This window comes from Saccharomonospora cyanea NA-134 (genome assembly GCF_000244975.1).
GTDB lineage: Bacteria > Actinomycetota > Actinomycetes > Mycobacteriales > Pseudonocardiaceae > Saccharomonospora > Saccharomonospora cyanea.
In genome coordinates this window covers 2,842,782-2,857,921 of record NZ_CM001440.1, presented here as the reverse complement: position 1 = coordinate 2,857,921, position 15,140 = coordinate 2,842,782, and the positions used below count along the sequence as shown (strand labels likewise).

The window sequence follows — 15,140 nt, the reverse complement described above, 5'->3', positions numbered from 1 at the left end:
CAGCTCCGAGCGGGAAGGGCGGGCAACGGCACGTCTGTGGGGAGTGGCCACACCTGGCAGGGTTGGCCTTCCCCCACTCGTGCTTCCGGAGAGCTGCCGTTGCCGAGTGCGGACGAACACCTCTTCTTCACGGCCGAGATCGTCTTCGAGGCGTGCTGGTGTGGCAACGAGGCGGCCCCGGCCGCTCTCCTCGACATCGCGAGGGAAGGCATCACCCGGCGGGCCCGCGAGGTGAGCAGGCGCCGGACTCTCACCGCTTCGGAGCAGGTGCGAGGTGAGTTGAACACCGCCCTGTTGAAGTGGGGCTGGGTTGCGGAGACGCCGGTGCAGGCACGGGGGCACTGCGTGTCGGTCAAGGCTGACCCGGAGTTGGTCGAGGCAGTGGCAGGACGGGAGCAGGCTCTCGCACAGCAGGTGGCGCTGTCCTGGCGAGCCAGGGATCGGGCCCTCCGGATCGAACAGATGTGTGCGCTCCTGCTCGACCCGCTGCGAGCGACCGCGTCATGGTTCCTCGACCACCCGGACAACCCCGATGAGCTGGTGTCGATCGCGCGGCAGTTCCAGGAACTGCGGGGGATCCTGGAGGCCGAGCAGCGAGGGGAGAGCGTGGGCGGGCTTCTCGACGAGCTGCTGGCCGGGGCTGACGAGGCCGTGAGGCTGCGACTGTCGAACGTCTTGCGGAAGGTCTTCTCCCAGTACGGGAGAGCGGACTTGGCGACTCGCCTCCGGCCTGGGGAAGACGATGAGGCATCCGGGACAGAGGTGTGAGCGGGCTTGTAAGAGAGAGGACTGGAATGGATCCGGTGTGGGAGGCGGTGGCGACCGCGCTGGCGGGGAAGGCCGGTGAGGCCGCCGTGGCGGGTGGCCGCAACGCGTGGGAAGCGCTCGTGAAGCTCGTGCGTACGCGGTTCGGCGACGACGTGGGTACGGCGGTCCCGAGCGAGGCGGGGGAGGGCCGGCCCGCGGCTGGTGCCACGGTGGAGTCCATGGCCCACGAACTCGCCGAGGCCGAGCGGGAGGATCCGGAGTTCGGTAGGCGGTTGAGAACCCTGTGGGAGCAGGTGGGCGATGTGGGGGCCCGCTCAGGAGAGGTGGTCAACCAGGTGTCGGGGCTGGTGTTCGGTCCTGTCGTGCAGGCGCGGGACATCCAGGGCGGGTCGTGGGTGGGTTCGCGACCGGATCGGCGAAGCACCGAATGACACACCTGGATGTATAACGTCCTATACGCTGGGGTTTGCGGGATCTTGTCCGATCGACCTGGCAAGTCGATCAACAAGCGTTCGGACCGTTCCGAAAAGCTCAGGAGGCTCCTCGACCTCGAACGGAAAACCGAGTACTGCCACCCACAGTGCGAGTTCGTCGAGGGAGTTCGAGCCCACGTGCAGTACGCAGGAACGGTCGTCGCGGGCTTCCAAGGTGCCGATCGTCGGGGCGATCCGGTCGGCGGCGACCTCCGCCGGGACGTGCAGTACGAAACGCCCGTGGTAGCGGTAGGCGCGGGTGGTGATGCCGAGGGCGGTCGCGGCCGCGGCCTCGGACTCCGGCAGGGGGCGGGGTGAGAACCGGGGGCCGGCCGGGATGCGTGGGCGGAGCCGGTCGACCCGGAACCGTCTCCAGCCGGATTTGTCCACGTCCCACGCCAGTAGGTACCAGTGGCGCCCACTGTGCACCAGCCGGTGGGGCTCGACCCGGCGGAGACTGCCGGTGCCGGTGTGGTCGGTGTAGTCGAAGCGGAGCTGTTCATTGGCATGGCAGGCCGCCGCGACGGTCGTGAGTACGTCCGGGTCCACGCCGGTGGCTCCGGACGGCAACGACGTCGTCACCGCCTCCAGCGTGCGGACGCGGTGTCGCAACCGCGTGGGCAGCACCTGGAGCAGCTTGGCCAGCGCCCGCATCGCGGTGTCCTCGATGCCGGTGACCGCGCCGCTGCTCGCGGTGCGCAGGGCCACCGCGACCGCGACCGCCTCGTCGTCGTCCAGCAGCAGGGGTGGCAACCGTGTCCCCGGACCGAGGCGGTATCCGGGGACACCGCTGCTCGCCGTGACGGGGTAACCGAGCGCGCGCAGCTTCTCGATGTCCCGCCTCACCGTGCGCACGTCCACGCCGAGCCGGGCGGCGAGGTCGGCGCCGGTGTGGTCGCCGGCGACCTGGAGCAGGGACAGCAGACGGAGCAGTCGGGCGGAGGTTTCCAGCACGCCTGTCAGTCTGGCTCACCGCGAAGGTCGTCCCGTGGCTGTGTCCACTCCCGTGCCCGTGACATGGTGCGCTGCCGGGTAGTCAGTGTCATGGCTGACTGGACCGGCATGTTCACCCTGGAGACCCCACCGCTCGAACTCTTCCTGCGGGGAACCGTCATCTATCTGACGCTGCTCGTGCTCATGCGCCTTGTCGGGCAGCGGGAGGCCGGTGGGCTCGGGCTCACCGACGTGCTGATCGTCGTGCTCATCGCGCAGGCCGTCGGCGGTGGCCTCATCGGTGACTCGCAGAGCCTCACCGATGCCGCCGTTCTCGCCGCGACCATCCTGCTGTGCAGTGTGGTCGTCGACGCGGCCGCGTACCGCTTCCCCCGGCTCGCGGCGTGGACCAAGGCCCGGCCGCGACTGCTGATCGAGCACGGGCGAATCAACCAGGCGGTGCTGCGACGGGAGTTCATGACGACCGAGGAGCTGCGCAGCCATCTGCGGTTGCACGGCATCGAGGACCTCACCGAGGTGCGACGTGCGTACCTCGAACCGAACGGGATGATCAGCGTGCTGACCGACGTGGGCGGGACAGAAACAGTCTCCCGACCGCCCGGGGTGTGACGGGTCCGAGTCGAGGAAAAGACAACCGAGGAGCTAGGGCGGTAGTTGTCCTCTTCGACCCATAGTGTCGATGCCATGAAGACCAGCACGGAGATCGCTCCCTTCTCGCTCGACATTCCACAGGCCGACCTCGACGCGCTGCACGCCAAGCTCGACGCCACCCGGTGGCCCGCCGCGCTGCCCGGCGGCGGCTGGGACACCGGGGTGCCCGTGGCGTGGTTGCGGGAACTCGCCGAGTACTGGCGGCACGGTTACGACTGGCGGAAGGCTGAGGAGGAACTGAACACGTTCCCGCAGTTCACGACCACGATCGACGGGCAGAACATCCACTTCCTGCACGTGCGTTCGGCGCGGGCCGACGCGACGCCGCTGCTGCTCACACATGGCTGGCCCGGTTCGATCGTCGAGTTCCTCGACCTCATCGGCCCGCTCACCGATCCGCGCGGACACGGTGCTCCGGACGCACCCGCGTTCCACGTCGTCGTGCCGTCGCTGCCCGGGTTCGGGCTGTCCGGTCCGATCACCGAGGCGGGTTGGGACAGCACCCGGATCGCCAGGGCGTGGGCCGAGCTCATGCGGCGGCTCGGCTACGAGCGTTACGGTGTGCACGGTGGTGACATCGGTGCGGCCGTGTCCCCCGCGGTCGGCAGGCTCGCCTCGGGCGCGGTGGTGGGGGTGCACGTCAACGGCACTCCCGGCCTGCCCCCGATGTCGATTCCCGAGGACGAGCGGGCTTCGCTGTCCGATGTGGAACGTGACAGGCTGCGGCGCATCGAGGCGTTCATGCAGGAGGAGTTCGGCTACATCGCCATCCAGTCCACACGCCCGCAGACACTCGGCTACGGCCTGTGCGACTCACCGGTGGCGCAGCTCGCGTGGATCATGGACAAGTTCCGCGAGTGGACCCACCCGCGTGAGGCGCTGCCCGACACCGTGATCGACCGCGACCGACTGCTCACCAACGTGATGCTGTACTGGCTGACGGGCACGGCGGGCTCGGCCGCCTATGTCGGCTACGCGCAGGACGCACCGTGGGGCGCGGTCAAGGAGAACTCGGGTGTCCCCACGGCGGTGATCGTGTTCGCTCACGACGTCGGCATCCGCCGCTACGCCGAGCGGGAGAACACGATCGTCCGCTGGACCGACGTGGACCGGGGTGGCCACTTCGCCGCGCTGGAGGAACCCGAGTTGCTGCTCGCGGACCTGCGTGAGTTCTTCGGCGGCCTGACCGGCTGAAGCGCCGGGTGTGCGAACGCCCTGCTGTTAAGGCACGAGACAGCAGGGCGTTCGTGGCTCACCAGGGGTAGCCGCCCTTGGGGCGAACGCCCTCGAAGTCGGTGTCGAGCGCACCGTCGTGGTCGATGACCGACTCGTCGTGTTGTTCGGGATCGACCGTCTGGTTGTGCGCGACCTGGTCGCTGTAGGCGATGCGGCCCTCGCCGTCGAGCACGATCGTGTCGCCACGATTGACGGCCGCGTTCACGAGTTCCGCCAGTTCCTCGGGGCTGGCGTCGGGGTTCTGGACGGCGATCTGGCGGCCGAGTTCGTTGTTGTGCAGGTCCATCGCCTCCGACTGCATGTCGTTGGTGGCCCTGCGCTCGTGGGAGGTGGCGAACGCCTCGGCCCACTCCTCACCGAATTCCTGTGTCATCCGCGCGTTCCAGTACGCGTGCCGGAACGCGTCCGTGTGGCTGTGGGTGGTGTGTTCGAGGTGGGGGAACCGCTCCTCGCTCACGACGTAGGCTTCCTGCTGCACGCGGTACCACGTGTACATCTCGTCGGGGCGCAGTTGCCGGAACAGTTCCAGTTCCTCGGCGTTCCAGTTGCTCGACGGGATCTCCTTGCCGAATTTCTCCAGGATCGGGTTGATGATGTCGGCCAGATCCGGCGGTGGGAACTTCACCTGCGGTGAGGCGGAACCGGCGACCTGGTACTGCCGCAGGATCTCCTCCAGTGAACGACGTCCCCGCGGTGTCTCGCCGACGAGCTCGCTCAGGGCGACACCGCCGTAGAGCACGGTGCTCAGGTTCTTCGTCGCGTCCGCGGTGTTCTGGTGCAGTGCCGAGTACACGTCCGCCGCTTCTCGGAGGGTGGTCGCGGCCTGGTCGGCGAGGTCGGCCGCTTCGGGTTCCTCGCCGGTGAGGGCGGCGGCCCTGTTGGACAGATCTGCGAGATGTCCGTGAAGGCCGCTGTGCCGTTTGTGCGCGTCACGCGTCGCGTCGGCCAGAGCGGTGAGCACGCGCGCTGTGGTGCGCAGTGTCTCGGCCTCTGTCTCGGTGGCCTCGCGCTCGGTCTCGACGCGTTCGACGGCCTTGTCGGCTGCTTCGCCCTCCCACGCCTCGCGGAGGCGGCCGACGATGGGGGTGAGGGATTCGGCTGCGGAGTCGAGGTCGTCGGCGGCCCGGCCGCAGGCAACGCCGAGGTCCTCGATGCCGTCGGGATCGCCGGGAATCTCGGCTGTGGCGGTCACTGCCGACGACAGGACCGTGGCGACGTTGTCGGCCGTGACCTCGCCGGACCAGTCGTGAAGACGTTTGGCGAGGGAGTGCAGTTCGCTCTCGGGAAGCTGCCCCATGTCAGTTGCCTCCGAACAGGTCGGTGATCTGGTCAGGGACGACGCGGTCGATCGCCTCGCTGACCGCGTCCTCGACGCGCTCGTAGGCGGAACGGCCCTCCCGGATCGACTCGGCGACGCCGGCGTATTTCACGGCGCGGTCGTGCAGCAGAGCGGCGACGCCGGAGCGCACGTCGGAGAAGGCCGCGCCGCATTCGACGGTGGCGAAGGCGGCGGCGCCGTCACCGGTGCCGGAGTTCCAGGTCTCGCGAACCGAGCGGACGTCGGATTCGATGTCATCGACGGAGGACGCGATGTCCCCGAGATCGTCGTTGGATGTGAAGAAGCCCGTCACTGCTGTCCCCTCAGCTCGTGAGTCCGTGACCGACGATCGTATCGGGAGCATCAGGGCAGGACGGGCGTTTTCGGAATCTTTCTTCGCTCCGAGGTCACCGTGGGGCGGCTCCCGTGCTCACGCGGCGGTGTGGCTTGGTGAATCGGCGCGTGAGAGAAGCTGACCCCGGTATGCCGCGAGGCGGCCGGTCCGGTTGACGGTGAGAGCGCCGACGAGGTGTCCGTTGCGGTGGTAGCTCACGTCGAGGCGTCGCCCTTCGGGGTCGTGTTCGTGCACGCGGACCTCGTCGTGCAGCGCGGGAAGGCCGACCGAGCGGATCCGGGCGTCGTACAGGTCGGACCAGAACGACGGCACACCGGTGAACGCGGGCGGGTCGTCGGGGGCGAGGAGTGTGCGCGCCGCTGCCGTGCCCTGTGCCACGGCGTTGCTCCAGTGGCCGAGCGGCATCGCTCGGCCCTCCGCGAGTGGTTGGGGGACCCGCGCCACGTCACCGGCCGCCACGACGCCCGGCACCACGGCTCCGTGGACGTCGAGGGCCCTCAGGTGGCGGTCGCAGCGCACACCCCGCTCGATGTCGAGCCCGGAGCCGGTCAGCCATCCCGTGGCGGGGACGGCGCCGAGGGCGAGCAGCACCACGTCCGCGGACAGCGCCGTGCCGTCGGCCAGTTCGACGCCCGTGAGGTGGCCTTCGCGTGAGCGGAACCGGGCGACGGTGGTGCCGGCGCGCAGGTCGATTCCCGCCGCACGGTGCAGTGCGGCCACGAACGAGCCCGCTACGGTACCGACGAGGTGGTCCAGTGGCTGTTGCCCGGAGTGGACGAGGACGACCTCCACTCCTCGGGCGCGAGCCGAGGCCGCCACCTCACTGCCGAGGAAACCGCCACCGACGACGACGAGTCTGCGGCCAGGTCGCAGGTGCGCGCGGAGGGTGGTGGCGTCGTCGCGGGTCCGGAGGGTGACGACGCCGTGGTCGGGAACCTGTGTCGGGTCGGGCCAGCCGCGCGCGTGCGCGCCCGTGGCGACGAGCACACCGTCGTAGTGCAGGCGTGTGCCGCCGGCGAGGGTGAGCACTCGGTGGTCCGGCTGGAGCCGTACGGCCGACGTGCCGAGTCTCCATTCCACGTCGAGGTCGTGAGGCACGGGCAGGGCGGGGTCCGGTGCGATGTCGGAGGTCAGTAGTTGTTTGGACAGTGGTGGGCGGTCGTAGGGCGGGTGTGCCTCACCGCCCACGACGGTGAGGCGGCCGGTGAAGCCGTTGTGCCGCAGCGACTCGGCCGCGCGCAACCCGGCGAGGGACGCGCCCACGATCACCAGCTGTTCGGCGGTCACGGGGCGGTCTCCGTGACGGTGATCGCGCGCACGGGGCAACTGGCCGCTGCCGCCGTCACGCGGCCGAGCAGGTCGGCGGGTGCGGTGTCGGCGTGGACGAGGCGGTCGTCGTCGTCGAAGGAGAAGACCTCGGGAGCGGCGAACACACACTGGCCGTGACTCTCGCACAGGTTCATGTCCACGTGGATGCGCATGGGTGATTCCTTTCCGGGTGGGAGTGGAGCGGGAGGTGGGATTCAGCGCGTGGGCGGGTTGAACCGCGAGAAGGCGGGCTCGCTCCACCGCAGGGGGCTGGCGTGGGTGATCTCCCGGACCGCGTCGATCGAGAACTCGACGAGACGCTGGGCGCCGGGGAACCGGGCGGCAGAGTCCGGCTCCCACACGGTGCGGGCGGTTCCGGTGAGGTGGAGTGCCGTGCCCGTGTCCCAGCCGGGAAAGACGAGCCCCGCCGAGGGGTTGACCGCGAGGTTGCCGAGGGTGAGGAACATGGCGTTGCCGACGTAGTCCGGCCAGCGCAGCGTGGTGGGGGAGAGCACGTCGACGAAGCCCGGATTGCCGCCTCGGTGGGAGGCGTCCGCGTCGCCGGTGTCGGAGGCGGTCGCGACGAAGAAGGTGTCGGCCGCCCGGATCATGTCCTGCTGGTCGGGGCGTAGTGAGGTGCTGTCGGTGATGCGGCGGTCTTCCGGCCGGACCGCTCCGGTGCGGAGTACGGGCTGTCTTTTCTGGATGTACTTCGGGCAGTTGGCGATGACCTGGTCGAGGTCGATCTCCATCCGGTCCGTTCGCGCGACGGCGCGGCCGTTGAGCCGCATGCGACGGCGTGTCGCCGGCTCGATGGCGATGGCGCCGAGCCGCAGCGGCCGGTGTGGCGCCGTCCGGGCGATGGCGTCGGCCAGCGGGTCGCCGGGATGGGGCACCGCGTCGATGACGAGGCGGTCGGGGGCGGGTGTGTGCAGGAACCCGGGGTCTCCGGTGAGCTGGGTCGCCCAGAGCCTGCCGTCGGTGTCGGTCGCGCCGATGACGATCATGGGCTGTGTGGCGAGGAACGCCGCGGCCACCTCGGGAACGGCGTGATGGATGCCGCCGAGGGAGAACCGAGCCTGGTCACTGAGCCCGGCGCGCTCCTGTACCGCGAGTTCACCGCTGTGGTAGGTGGCCACGGCTGTCCTTTCCGGTGTTCGGATCGATCAGAAGAACCCGCAGGTGGGGGCACCGGCGACCGGTGCGTCCGCGGGGTCGGCGCCCGTGGGCGCGTAGATCTCCAGGCGGATGCCGTCGGGGTCGGTGAAGAAGATTCCGCCGGACTCGCCGTTCTCGCCGTGCGGTACGACGCCGTCGTAGGAGAACTCGGCGCCGAGCTCGCGCAGCACGTCGGCCTTGGCGTTCACCTCGTCCATGGTCTCGACCTGGAACGAGAGGTGGTGCAGGCCCGGTGTGCTGGGGCTGAACGCGCCCTCGCTCTGCTGCCACAGCGTGACGAGCAGTTGCCCGTCCCTGCCGAGGAAGGCCCACCTGCGACCGTCCTCCTTGCCCTCCGCCATCACCTCGAAGCCGAACACGGTGCCGTAGAAGGCGAGTGACCGATCGAGGTCGGTCACGTTCAGTCCGATGTGTCCGGTGGTCAGCTTGCCGTCAGGGGCCACAGTCATCACATGCCTTGGGTCGGTGGTCGCGATCCGTCGCAACCGTTGAAACGGACTTTAACGGTTAGAATTGAAGGCGTCAACCGGTGATCCGCGGATCATCGGTTAGGCTCGGGTGGTACGGCCGCGAAAACCGACCCTCGGAGGATGAGTCCGGTGACATCCGCAGCGGACCCGCGCCCGCTCACCGGCGAGCCGCTGTCCATCGACCTGCTCAACACCCGCTGGATCGACGGCACCGGCCACCACGACCTGCTCGCCGACGTCGAGGGCCTCGCCGTGTGGCTGGACTCGCCACCCGTGCGCCGGGCGCTCGGCGACCTCGTCGCAGGCGCCGACCGCCCCACCCTCGATCGGTTGCTGCGGGCGAGGGCGGCGTTGGACGGTCTGGTCGCGTCGTCGCCGGACTTCGACGGCGACGCCCTCGCGGCGGCGAACGCGGTCCTGTCCCACGGCTGGACGACCCGGTCGCTCACCGCCGAGGGGCCACTCAGCGCCGTCCGGGTCGAGGAACCCTCGTGGGGGCCCGCGTGGGCCGCGGTCGACGACTTCCTCCGGCTGCTCGGCGAACACCCGGAGCGCATCCGGGCGTGCGCGAACTCCGAGTGCGTTCTGTACTTCTACGACACGTCGAAGAGCGGCAGACGTCGCTGGTGCTCGATGGCGGGCTGCGGAAACCGGGCCAAGGCCATGCGGCACTACCAGCGCACCACTCGCAACTGAACGCCGTCCCGGTGCCGCTCGTGCGCCGAGCGACGGCCAGGGAAGCGACTCCGTCCGCGCCACGCTCAGGCGCCCGGGGAGGTGACTCCGCTTCCGGAGTCGGCCGGAGTCTCCGTCACCCCCGGGCGGCCACACCGGCCTTCGCTCGCTGTTGCAGTGCCTCGTCGGCGGCGCTCAGGGCCAGGCGTACCGCGCCGAGGACCACGGCCTCCTGGCCCACGGTCGAGGCCGCCAGTCGTGGTGTGCGGACGCAGACGTCGGAGATGTGCTTCTCCAGCCGGGGCAACAGCAGGTCGCCTGCGCTCGCGAGCCCACCACCGAGCACGATCATCTCGGGGTCCACGGTCAGCGTCATCGCCACCGCCTGCCGGGCGAGCACGGCGCAGAACTCGTCGACGATCCTCACGGCGTCGGCCTCGCCGGCTCTGGCGCGATCGAGGATGCGACCGGTCACCCGGTGGTCGTGGGACCGCCCCGAGTCGCCCGTGGCGGGGCCGAGCAGCAGCTCGCGTGACCGCTCCCAGGTCGCGAAGTCGAGCAGGCCGATCTCGCCCGCCGCGCCGCCGAAACCGCGGTGTACCCGGCCGCCGAGGACGAGCCCCGCGCCGATGCGTCGTCCGATCAACAGGTAGACGAGGTCGTCGACGTCACGGGCGACGCCGTGTGCGCGTTCGGCGAGCGCCGCCAGGTTGGCGTCGTTGTCCACCAGCACGGGGCAGGGGAACGATCGGGAGAGCCTGCGAGCCAAGGGGAAGTCGACCCAGCCCGGGATCACTGTGGACAGTGTGACGGTGCCGTCCGAGGCGATGATGCCGGGGCAGCCCACGGCCACCGCCATGACGCTCGACCGGTCGACGCCCGCGGTGTTCAGGCAGCGGGTGCCGACGTCGCGTACCACGGAGAGCCGGGCGTCGGCGTCGAGGCGCGGATCGACTCGGGTCTCCGCCACGTGCACGGTGTCGCCGTTGAGGTCGGCGAGGACGCCGAGGACCCGGTGGGCGCCCACGTCGAAGCCCAGGACGTATCCGCTGTCGCCGCGGAACACGAACCGCCGTGCCGGTCGGCCGACCCGGCGTTGCCCGCGCGCCTCGTGCTCGGCCGCCCAGCCCTGCGCGACGAGGTCGTCCACGGCGGCCTCGACCGTGGGGCGGGAGAGTCTCGTGACGCGGGTGAGGTCGGTGATCGTGGCGGGACCGGATTCGCGCAGCGCGGACAGCACCGCCACGGAGTTGATCAATCTCAGGAGCGACTGGCCGCCGCCCTCGGGACGCGAAGTGGACACGAACTCTCCCTTGACCGGACGCCAGCAATCGTAGACCATGCCGTATTAATTAAAGGAAGTTTCCTAAATAACTGCCTGGGAGGACCTGTGCCAGCGCCGGTCACCATCGCCGTAGTCGGGGCGGGTGTGCGAGGACGTACCTACGCCGCGTGCGCCGCGGCCACGGGCAAGGCGAGGGTCGTCGCCGTCGCCGAGCCACGCGCCCAAGCCCGTGACACGCTCGCCACCGAGCACGACATCCCGTCCGACGCCGTGTTCACCGACTGGCGCGCGCTGCTCGACAAGCCCCGCATCGCCGACGTCGCGGTGATCGCCACCCAGGACGCGGACCACGTCGAGCCCGCCGTCGCGCTGGCGCGCCGGGGCTACCACCTGCTGCTCGAGAAACCGATGGCCACGTCGGAAGCCGACTGCGAGCGCATCGTCACCGCCGCCGAGGACGCCGGCGTGCTGCTGGCCGTGTGCCACGTGCTGCGGTACATGCCGTACTCGCGGCGGCTGAAGGCCATCGTGGACAGCGGACGCATCGGCGACATCGTCAGCGTCGAGCACCTCGAACCGGTGGGGTGGTGGCACCAAGCGCACTCGTACGTGCGAGGCAACTGGCGGCGGGAGGACACCTCCACGTTCATGCTCATGGCCAAGTCGTGCCACGACCTCGACTGGCTGTCGCACCTGATCGGCAGGCCCGCCGTGCGGGTGTCGTCGTTCGGCGGGCTGTACGAGTTCCGGCCCGAACGCAGGCCCGAGGGCGCCGCGGACCGGTGCCTGGACTGCGCCGTCGAGTCGACGTGCCCGTACTCGGCACCCCGGATCTACCGGCCCCTGCTCGCCGAGCCCGACCGGCTGTGGCCGCTGTCGGTGCTCACCGACGACCGGACCGAGGAGGGGTTGCTCGCCGCTCTGCGCGACGGCCCCTACGGGCGGTGCGTCTACGCCTGCGACAACGACGTCGTGGACCACCAGGTGGTCAACCTCGAATACACCGGTGGGGTCACCGCCTCGTTCACCATGACGGCGTTCACCCCGCTGGACTTCCGGAAGACCCGGATCTTCGGCACCCGCGGTTCGATCGAGGGCGACGGTCGCTCGATCACCGTGCACGACTTCCTCCACGGCACCGAGGTGATCGACGTCGGCGTGTCGGAGGGAGCCACGGCCGACGACGGGCACGGCGGTGGCGACCAGGCCCTGGTCGACGCCTTCGTGGAGGCCGTGGCCACCGGCGACGCCGGAGCGATCCTCTCGAGTGGCAGGGAAAGCCTCGCCACGCACCAGCTCGTGTGGGCGGCGGAACACGCACGGCGCTCCGGCACCGTCGTCACCCTGCCCGAGCCCACCACTCCCACATCCTCAGCGGCCCACATGGAGGTGGCACGATGAAAACGGCGACGATCGCCCGGATCGCCGCGGCGTTGACCGGCGTCCTCGTGGCGACGGCATGCGGTTCGGACCCAGGCGGTGAGGCCCAGGGCGACCCCGACGGACGTGGCCCCATCACGTTCGCCACGATCAAGGACGGCACCGGCACCGTGCCGGAACTGGTCGAGCAGTGGAACGCCGAACACCCCGACGAGAAGGTGACGATCGTCGAGCTGCCCGAGGGCGCCGACGGCCAGCGGCAGAAACTCGTCCAGCAGGCACAGACGGCCTCCGACTCCTACGACGTCATCACCATCGACCTGCCGTGGAACGCCGAGTTCGCCGCGCGCCGCTGGATCACCGAACTGCCGAAGGAGTCCTTCGCCGTGGACGGGTTCTTCCCGGCGGCGCTGGAGGGCTCGCAGTACCGGGGCAAGCTGTACTCGATCCCGCACTTCACCGGCTCGGCCATGCTGTACTTCCGCGAGGACCTGCTGGAGAAGGTGGACGCCGAGCCGCCGACCACGTGGGACCAGATGTGGGAGGTCTGCGAGCAGGTACTCCAGCTGCCCGAGGCGAAGGGCATGTCCTGCTACGCGGGCCAGCACGACAAGTACGAGGGCCTCACCGTGAACTTCGCCGAGGCCGTCGCCTCGGCGGGCGGGCAGGTCTTCGACGAGACGGGCAAACCGACCGTCGACACACCGGAGGCCGCCGAGGGTCTCGGGTTCCTCGTCGACGGCTTCCGCGAAGGACGCATTCCCGCCGACGCCATCACCTACAAGGAAGAGGAGGGCCGCCGCGCCTTCCAGCAGGGTGAGCTGGTGTTCCACCGCAACTGGGCCTACATCTACAACCTGGCGAACGCCGACGACGGCTCCTCGAAGGTGGCGGGGGAGTTCGGCGTCACCGTGATCCCCGGCCTGGACGACGCCGGTGTGTCCGCGCTCGGCGGTAACAACCTCGCCGTGTCGGCGTTCTCCACCAAGCAGGCCACGGCCCGTGACTTCATCGCCCACCTGACCAGCCTGGACGTGCAGCTGAGGCACGCGAAGGGCTCGGCGTACCCGATGACGCGCACCGAGGTGTACTCGGATCCGGGGCTGCAGAAGCAGTACCCGTACCTGACCGTGCTCAAGGAGGGCATCGAGCGGGCGCAGCCGCGGCCGTCGATCGTGCGTTACGGCGACGCCAGCACCGTCATCCAGACCCACGTCTACGCCGCGCTGAAGGGCGAGAAGTCGGTCGACGACGCCCTGGCGGCCATGCAGCGGGAACTGACCGAGCTCACGCAGGGGTCCTGAGGTCGATGGCACGGTCGAGTCAGGGGCGCACGGCGGCGCTGCTGCTGTCCCCGACGGTTCTCGTGCTCGGCCTGGTGGTGGGATATCCGCTGCTGGCCGCACTGCGAGAGTCGCTGTACCGCAGCGGTGACGAGATCGACGAGTCGGGGTTCATCGTCACCGGGGACCGGTTCGTCGGTGCGGACAACTTCGCCGACGCCTTCACGGGTGACCGGTTCTGGAACGCCTTCGGCAACACCACGTTGTTCACGGTCACCACGGTGACCGCCGAGGTGATCATCGGTGTGGCGATGGCGCTCGTCATGCACCGGGCCATGCGAGGCCGGGCTCTGGTGAGGGCCTCGATCCTCGTGCCGTGGGCGATTCCCACGGCCGTCGCGGGCCTGCTGTGGCAGTGGATCTTCCAGTCGAACGGCGTGGCCAACGCCGTGCTGGGCACCGATCTGCTGTGGACGGCCGACGGGTGGGCCTCACAGCTCGCGGTGATCATCGCCGACACGTGGAAGACGGCGCCGTTCGTCGGTCTGCTCGTCCTCGCGGGGTTGCAGCTGATCCCGAACGACGTCTACGAGGCCGCACGGCTGGACGGCGCGAGCGGCTGGCAGCAGTTCTGGCGCGTCACACTGCCGCTGGTGAAACCTGCCCTGCTGGTGGCGGTGCTGTTCCGGCTGCTCGACGCGCTGCGGATGTTCGACCTGCCGTTCGTTCTCGTCGGAGCGCAGAAGGCGTCGGTGGAGACACTGTCGATGCTGGCGTGGGACGAGGCCAACCAGGTGCGGTACGGGCCCGCCGCGGCCTACGCGGTGCTGCTGTTCTGCTACATCGCGGTGGTGGCGTTCGTGTTCGTCAAACTGCTCGGCGCCGACCTGCTGGGTGAGCGCCGAGCCCGCAGGACCTCGGAGGTGTCGGCGTGAGCACGACCCGGTCCGGTCTCGCCACGGGAACGGTCGGCGCGACCGTTCGCCGTATCGCGCCCTATGCGGGCGTCGCGGTGATCATCCTGTACTGCCTGGCGCCGTTCTACTGGATGGTGGTGTCGAGTTTCCGGCGCACGAGCGACATCTTCGACCTCTCGGCGCTGCCGTCACCGTGGTCGCTGGAGAACTACCGCGCCGTGTTCTCCGGCGACAACGAGTTCGGTCGCGCGCTGCTCAACAGCCTGCTCGTGGCCGGTGTCACCACCGCGGCCACGATCGTGGTGGCGACACTGGCCGCGTACGCACTGGCCAGGTTGGAGTTCCGCTTCAAGAACGCGGTGCTCGCGGTGGTCATCGCGACCTCGATGTTCCCCGGGATTTCACTTCTCGTACCGCTGCTGAAGCTGTTCACCGACATCGGCTGGATCAACACTTACCAATCGATGATCGTGCCCAACCTCTCGTTCGCGCTGCCACTGGCGATCTGGTATCTCACCACGTTCTTCCGCCAGTTGCCGTACGAGCTGGAGGAGGCGGCGCGAGTGGACGGCTGCACACCTGGGCAGGCGTTTCGCAAGGTGATCCTCCCGATCGCGGTTCCCGGCGTGTTCACCACGGCCATCATCGTGTTCGTGGTGGCCTGGAACGAGTTCATCATCGCGCTCACCATGGTCAACGACCCGTCGACGCAGCCGGTCACCGTACGGATCTCGCAGTTCGTCGGGGTGGCCGCGCACGACAGCCCGTTCGGCACCCGCATGGCCGCGGGCGTCATCGCCACGGTGCCGCTGGTGATCGCGGTTCTGATGTTCCAGCGGCGCATCGTCGCGGGACTCACGTCGGGGGGCGTGAAATGACAGTCGACGA

Annotated in this window: 17 protein-coding genes; 9 read left to right on the top strand and 8 right to left on the bottom strand. The window is 69.5% G+C overall.

From position 1 onward, the window contains the following. Positions 1 to 99: 99 nt before the first annotated feature. Both SACCYDRAFT_RS13485 and SACCYDRAFT_RS13480 read left to right on the top strand, forming a co-directional pair. Complete coding sequence (locus SACCYDRAFT_RS13485; RefSeq protein ID WP_232283673.1) at positions 100 to 768, top strand: inositol phosphate phosphatase SopB; 669 nt, start codon at positions 100 to 102, stop codon at positions 766 to 768. A 26-nt stretch (positions 769 to 794) separates the two neighbouring features. Further along, a complete protein-coding gene (locus SACCYDRAFT_RS13480) occupies positions 795 to 1,199 on the top strand; it encodes a hypothetical protein (RefSeq protein WP_005456902.1) in 405 nt (134 codons plus the stop codon). Between the two features lie 21 nt (positions 1,200 to 1,220). Here the strand turns inward: SACCYDRAFT_RS13480 and SACCYDRAFT_RS13475 are convergent, their stop codons facing one another. Next, on the bottom strand, positions 1,221 to 2,195 hold the full coding sequence (locus SACCYDRAFT_RS13475) for a helix-turn-helix transcriptional regulator (protein WP_005456900.1): 975 nt from the start codon (positions 2,193 to 2,195) through the stop codon (positions 1,221 to 1,223). A 108-nt stretch (positions 2,196 to 2,303) separates the two neighbouring features. Here SACCYDRAFT_RS13475 and SACCYDRAFT_RS13470 point away from each other — a divergent pair, with 108 nt between their 5' ends. Together SACCYDRAFT_RS13470 and SACCYDRAFT_RS13465 are read left to right on the top strand one after the other, a co-directional pair. Further along, positions 2,304 to 2,804, top strand: coding sequence for a DUF421 domain-containing protein (locus tag SACCYDRAFT_RS13470; protein ID WP_005456898.1), 501 nt, complete (start codon positions 2,304 to 2,306; stop codon positions 2,802 to 2,804). 75 nt (positions 2,805 to 2,879) lie between these two features. Beyond that, positions 2,880 to 4,040 (top strand): epoxide hydrolase family protein, encoded by a 1,161-nt coding sequence (locus SACCYDRAFT_RS13465; RefSeq protein ID WP_005456897.1) that lies wholly within the window; start codon positions 2,880 to 2,882, stop codon positions 4,038 to 4,040. A gap of 58 nt (positions 4,041 to 4,098) precedes the next feature. Here the strand turns inward: SACCYDRAFT_RS13465 and SACCYDRAFT_RS13460 are convergent, their stop codons facing one another. The 6 genes from SACCYDRAFT_RS13460 to SACCYDRAFT_RS13435 all read right to left on the bottom strand — a co-directional run bounded on the left by SACCYDRAFT_RS13460 (position 4,099) and on the right by SACCYDRAFT_RS13435 (position 8,691). Continuing rightward, complete coding sequence (locus tag SACCYDRAFT_RS13460; protein ID WP_005456895.1) at positions 4,099 to 5,379, bottom strand: WXG100 family type VII secretion target; 1,281 nt, start codon at positions 5,377 to 5,379, stop codon at positions 4,099 to 4,101. A gap of 1 nt (position 5,380) precedes the next feature. Beyond that, positions 5,381 to 5,713, bottom strand: coding sequence for a hypothetical protein (locus SACCYDRAFT_RS13455; RefSeq protein WP_005456894.1), 333 nt, complete (start codon positions 5,711 to 5,713; stop codon positions 5,381 to 5,383). A gap of 117 nt (positions 5,714 to 5,830) precedes the next feature. Then, the gene (locus SACCYDRAFT_RS13450; RefSeq protein WP_005456893.1) at positions 5,831 to 7,042 is read right to left on the bottom strand and encodes an NAD(P)/FAD-dependent oxidoreductase; all 1,212 of its coding nucleotides are present in this window, start codon (positions 7,040 to 7,042) and stop codon (positions 5,831 to 5,833) included. Next, positions 7,039 to 7,236, bottom strand: a complete 198-nt coding sequence (locus SACCYDRAFT_RS13445) for a ferredoxin (RefSeq protein ID WP_005456892.1) — start codon at positions 7,234 to 7,236, stop codon at positions 7,039 to 7,041. Before SACCYDRAFT_RS13445 ends, SACCYDRAFT_RS13450 begins: the two co-directional genes overlap by 4 nt. A gap of 42 nt (positions 7,237 to 7,278) precedes the next feature. Then, positions 7,279 to 8,202, bottom strand: a complete 924-nt coding sequence (locus SACCYDRAFT_RS13440; RefSeq protein ID WP_005456891.1) for a pyridoxamine 5'-phosphate oxidase family protein — start codon at positions 8,200 to 8,202, stop codon at positions 7,279 to 7,281. A gap of 27 nt (positions 8,203 to 8,229) precedes the next feature. Continuing rightward, the gene (locus SACCYDRAFT_RS13435; protein WP_005456890.1) at positions 8,230 to 8,691 is read right to left on the bottom strand and encodes a VOC family protein; all 462 of its coding nucleotides are present in this window, start codon (positions 8,689 to 8,691) and stop codon (positions 8,230 to 8,232) included. A gap of 150 nt (positions 8,692 to 8,841) precedes the next feature. On the opposite strand from SACCYDRAFT_RS13435, the gene SACCYDRAFT_RS13430 reads away from it, so the two are divergent. Beyond that, positions 8,842 to 9,408 (top strand): CGNR zinc finger domain-containing protein, encoded by a 567-nt coding sequence (locus SACCYDRAFT_RS13430; RefSeq protein WP_005456889.1) that lies wholly within the window; start codon positions 8,842 to 8,844, stop codon positions 9,406 to 9,408. Between the two features lie 115 nt (positions 9,409 to 9,523). Here SACCYDRAFT_RS13430 and SACCYDRAFT_RS13425 read toward each other — a convergent pair whose 3' ends face one another. Next, entirely contained in the window at positions 9,524 to 10,690 is a 1,167-nt protein-coding gene (locus SACCYDRAFT_RS13425; RefSeq protein WP_232283671.1) for an ROK family transcriptional regulator, read from the bottom strand. A gap of 87 nt (positions 10,691 to 10,777) precedes the next feature. Here SACCYDRAFT_RS13425 and SACCYDRAFT_RS13420 point away from each other — a divergent pair, with 87 nt between their 5' ends. The 4 genes from SACCYDRAFT_RS13420 to SACCYDRAFT_RS13405 are packed head-to-tail and all read left to right on the top strand — an operon-like array spanning position 10,778 to position 15,130. Continuing rightward, the gene (locus SACCYDRAFT_RS13420; protein WP_005456886.1) at positions 10,778 to 12,073 is read left to right on the top strand and encodes a Gfo/Idh/MocA family protein; all 1,296 of its coding nucleotides are present in this window, start codon (positions 10,778 to 10,780) and stop codon (positions 12,071 to 12,073) included. Further along, on the top strand, positions 12,070 to 13,356 hold the full coding sequence (locus tag SACCYDRAFT_RS13415) for an ABC transporter substrate-binding protein (RefSeq protein WP_005456885.1): 1,287 nt from the start codon (positions 12,070 to 12,072) through the stop codon (positions 13,354 to 13,356). Before SACCYDRAFT_RS13420 ends, SACCYDRAFT_RS13415 begins: the two co-directional genes overlap by 4 nt. Positions 13,357 to 13,361: 5 nt before the next feature. After that, entirely contained in the window at positions 13,362 to 14,270 is a 909-nt protein-coding gene (locus SACCYDRAFT_RS13410) for a carbohydrate ABC transporter permease (protein WP_005456884.1), read from the top strand. After that, a complete protein-coding gene (locus SACCYDRAFT_RS13405; RefSeq protein ID WP_005456883.1) occupies positions 14,267 to 15,130 on the top strand; it encodes a carbohydrate ABC transporter permease in 864 nt (287 codons plus the stop codon). The genes SACCYDRAFT_RS13410 and SACCYDRAFT_RS13405 overlap by 4 nt, the downstream gene beginning before the upstream one ends. Positions 15,131 to 15,140 lie beyond the last annotated feature (10 nt).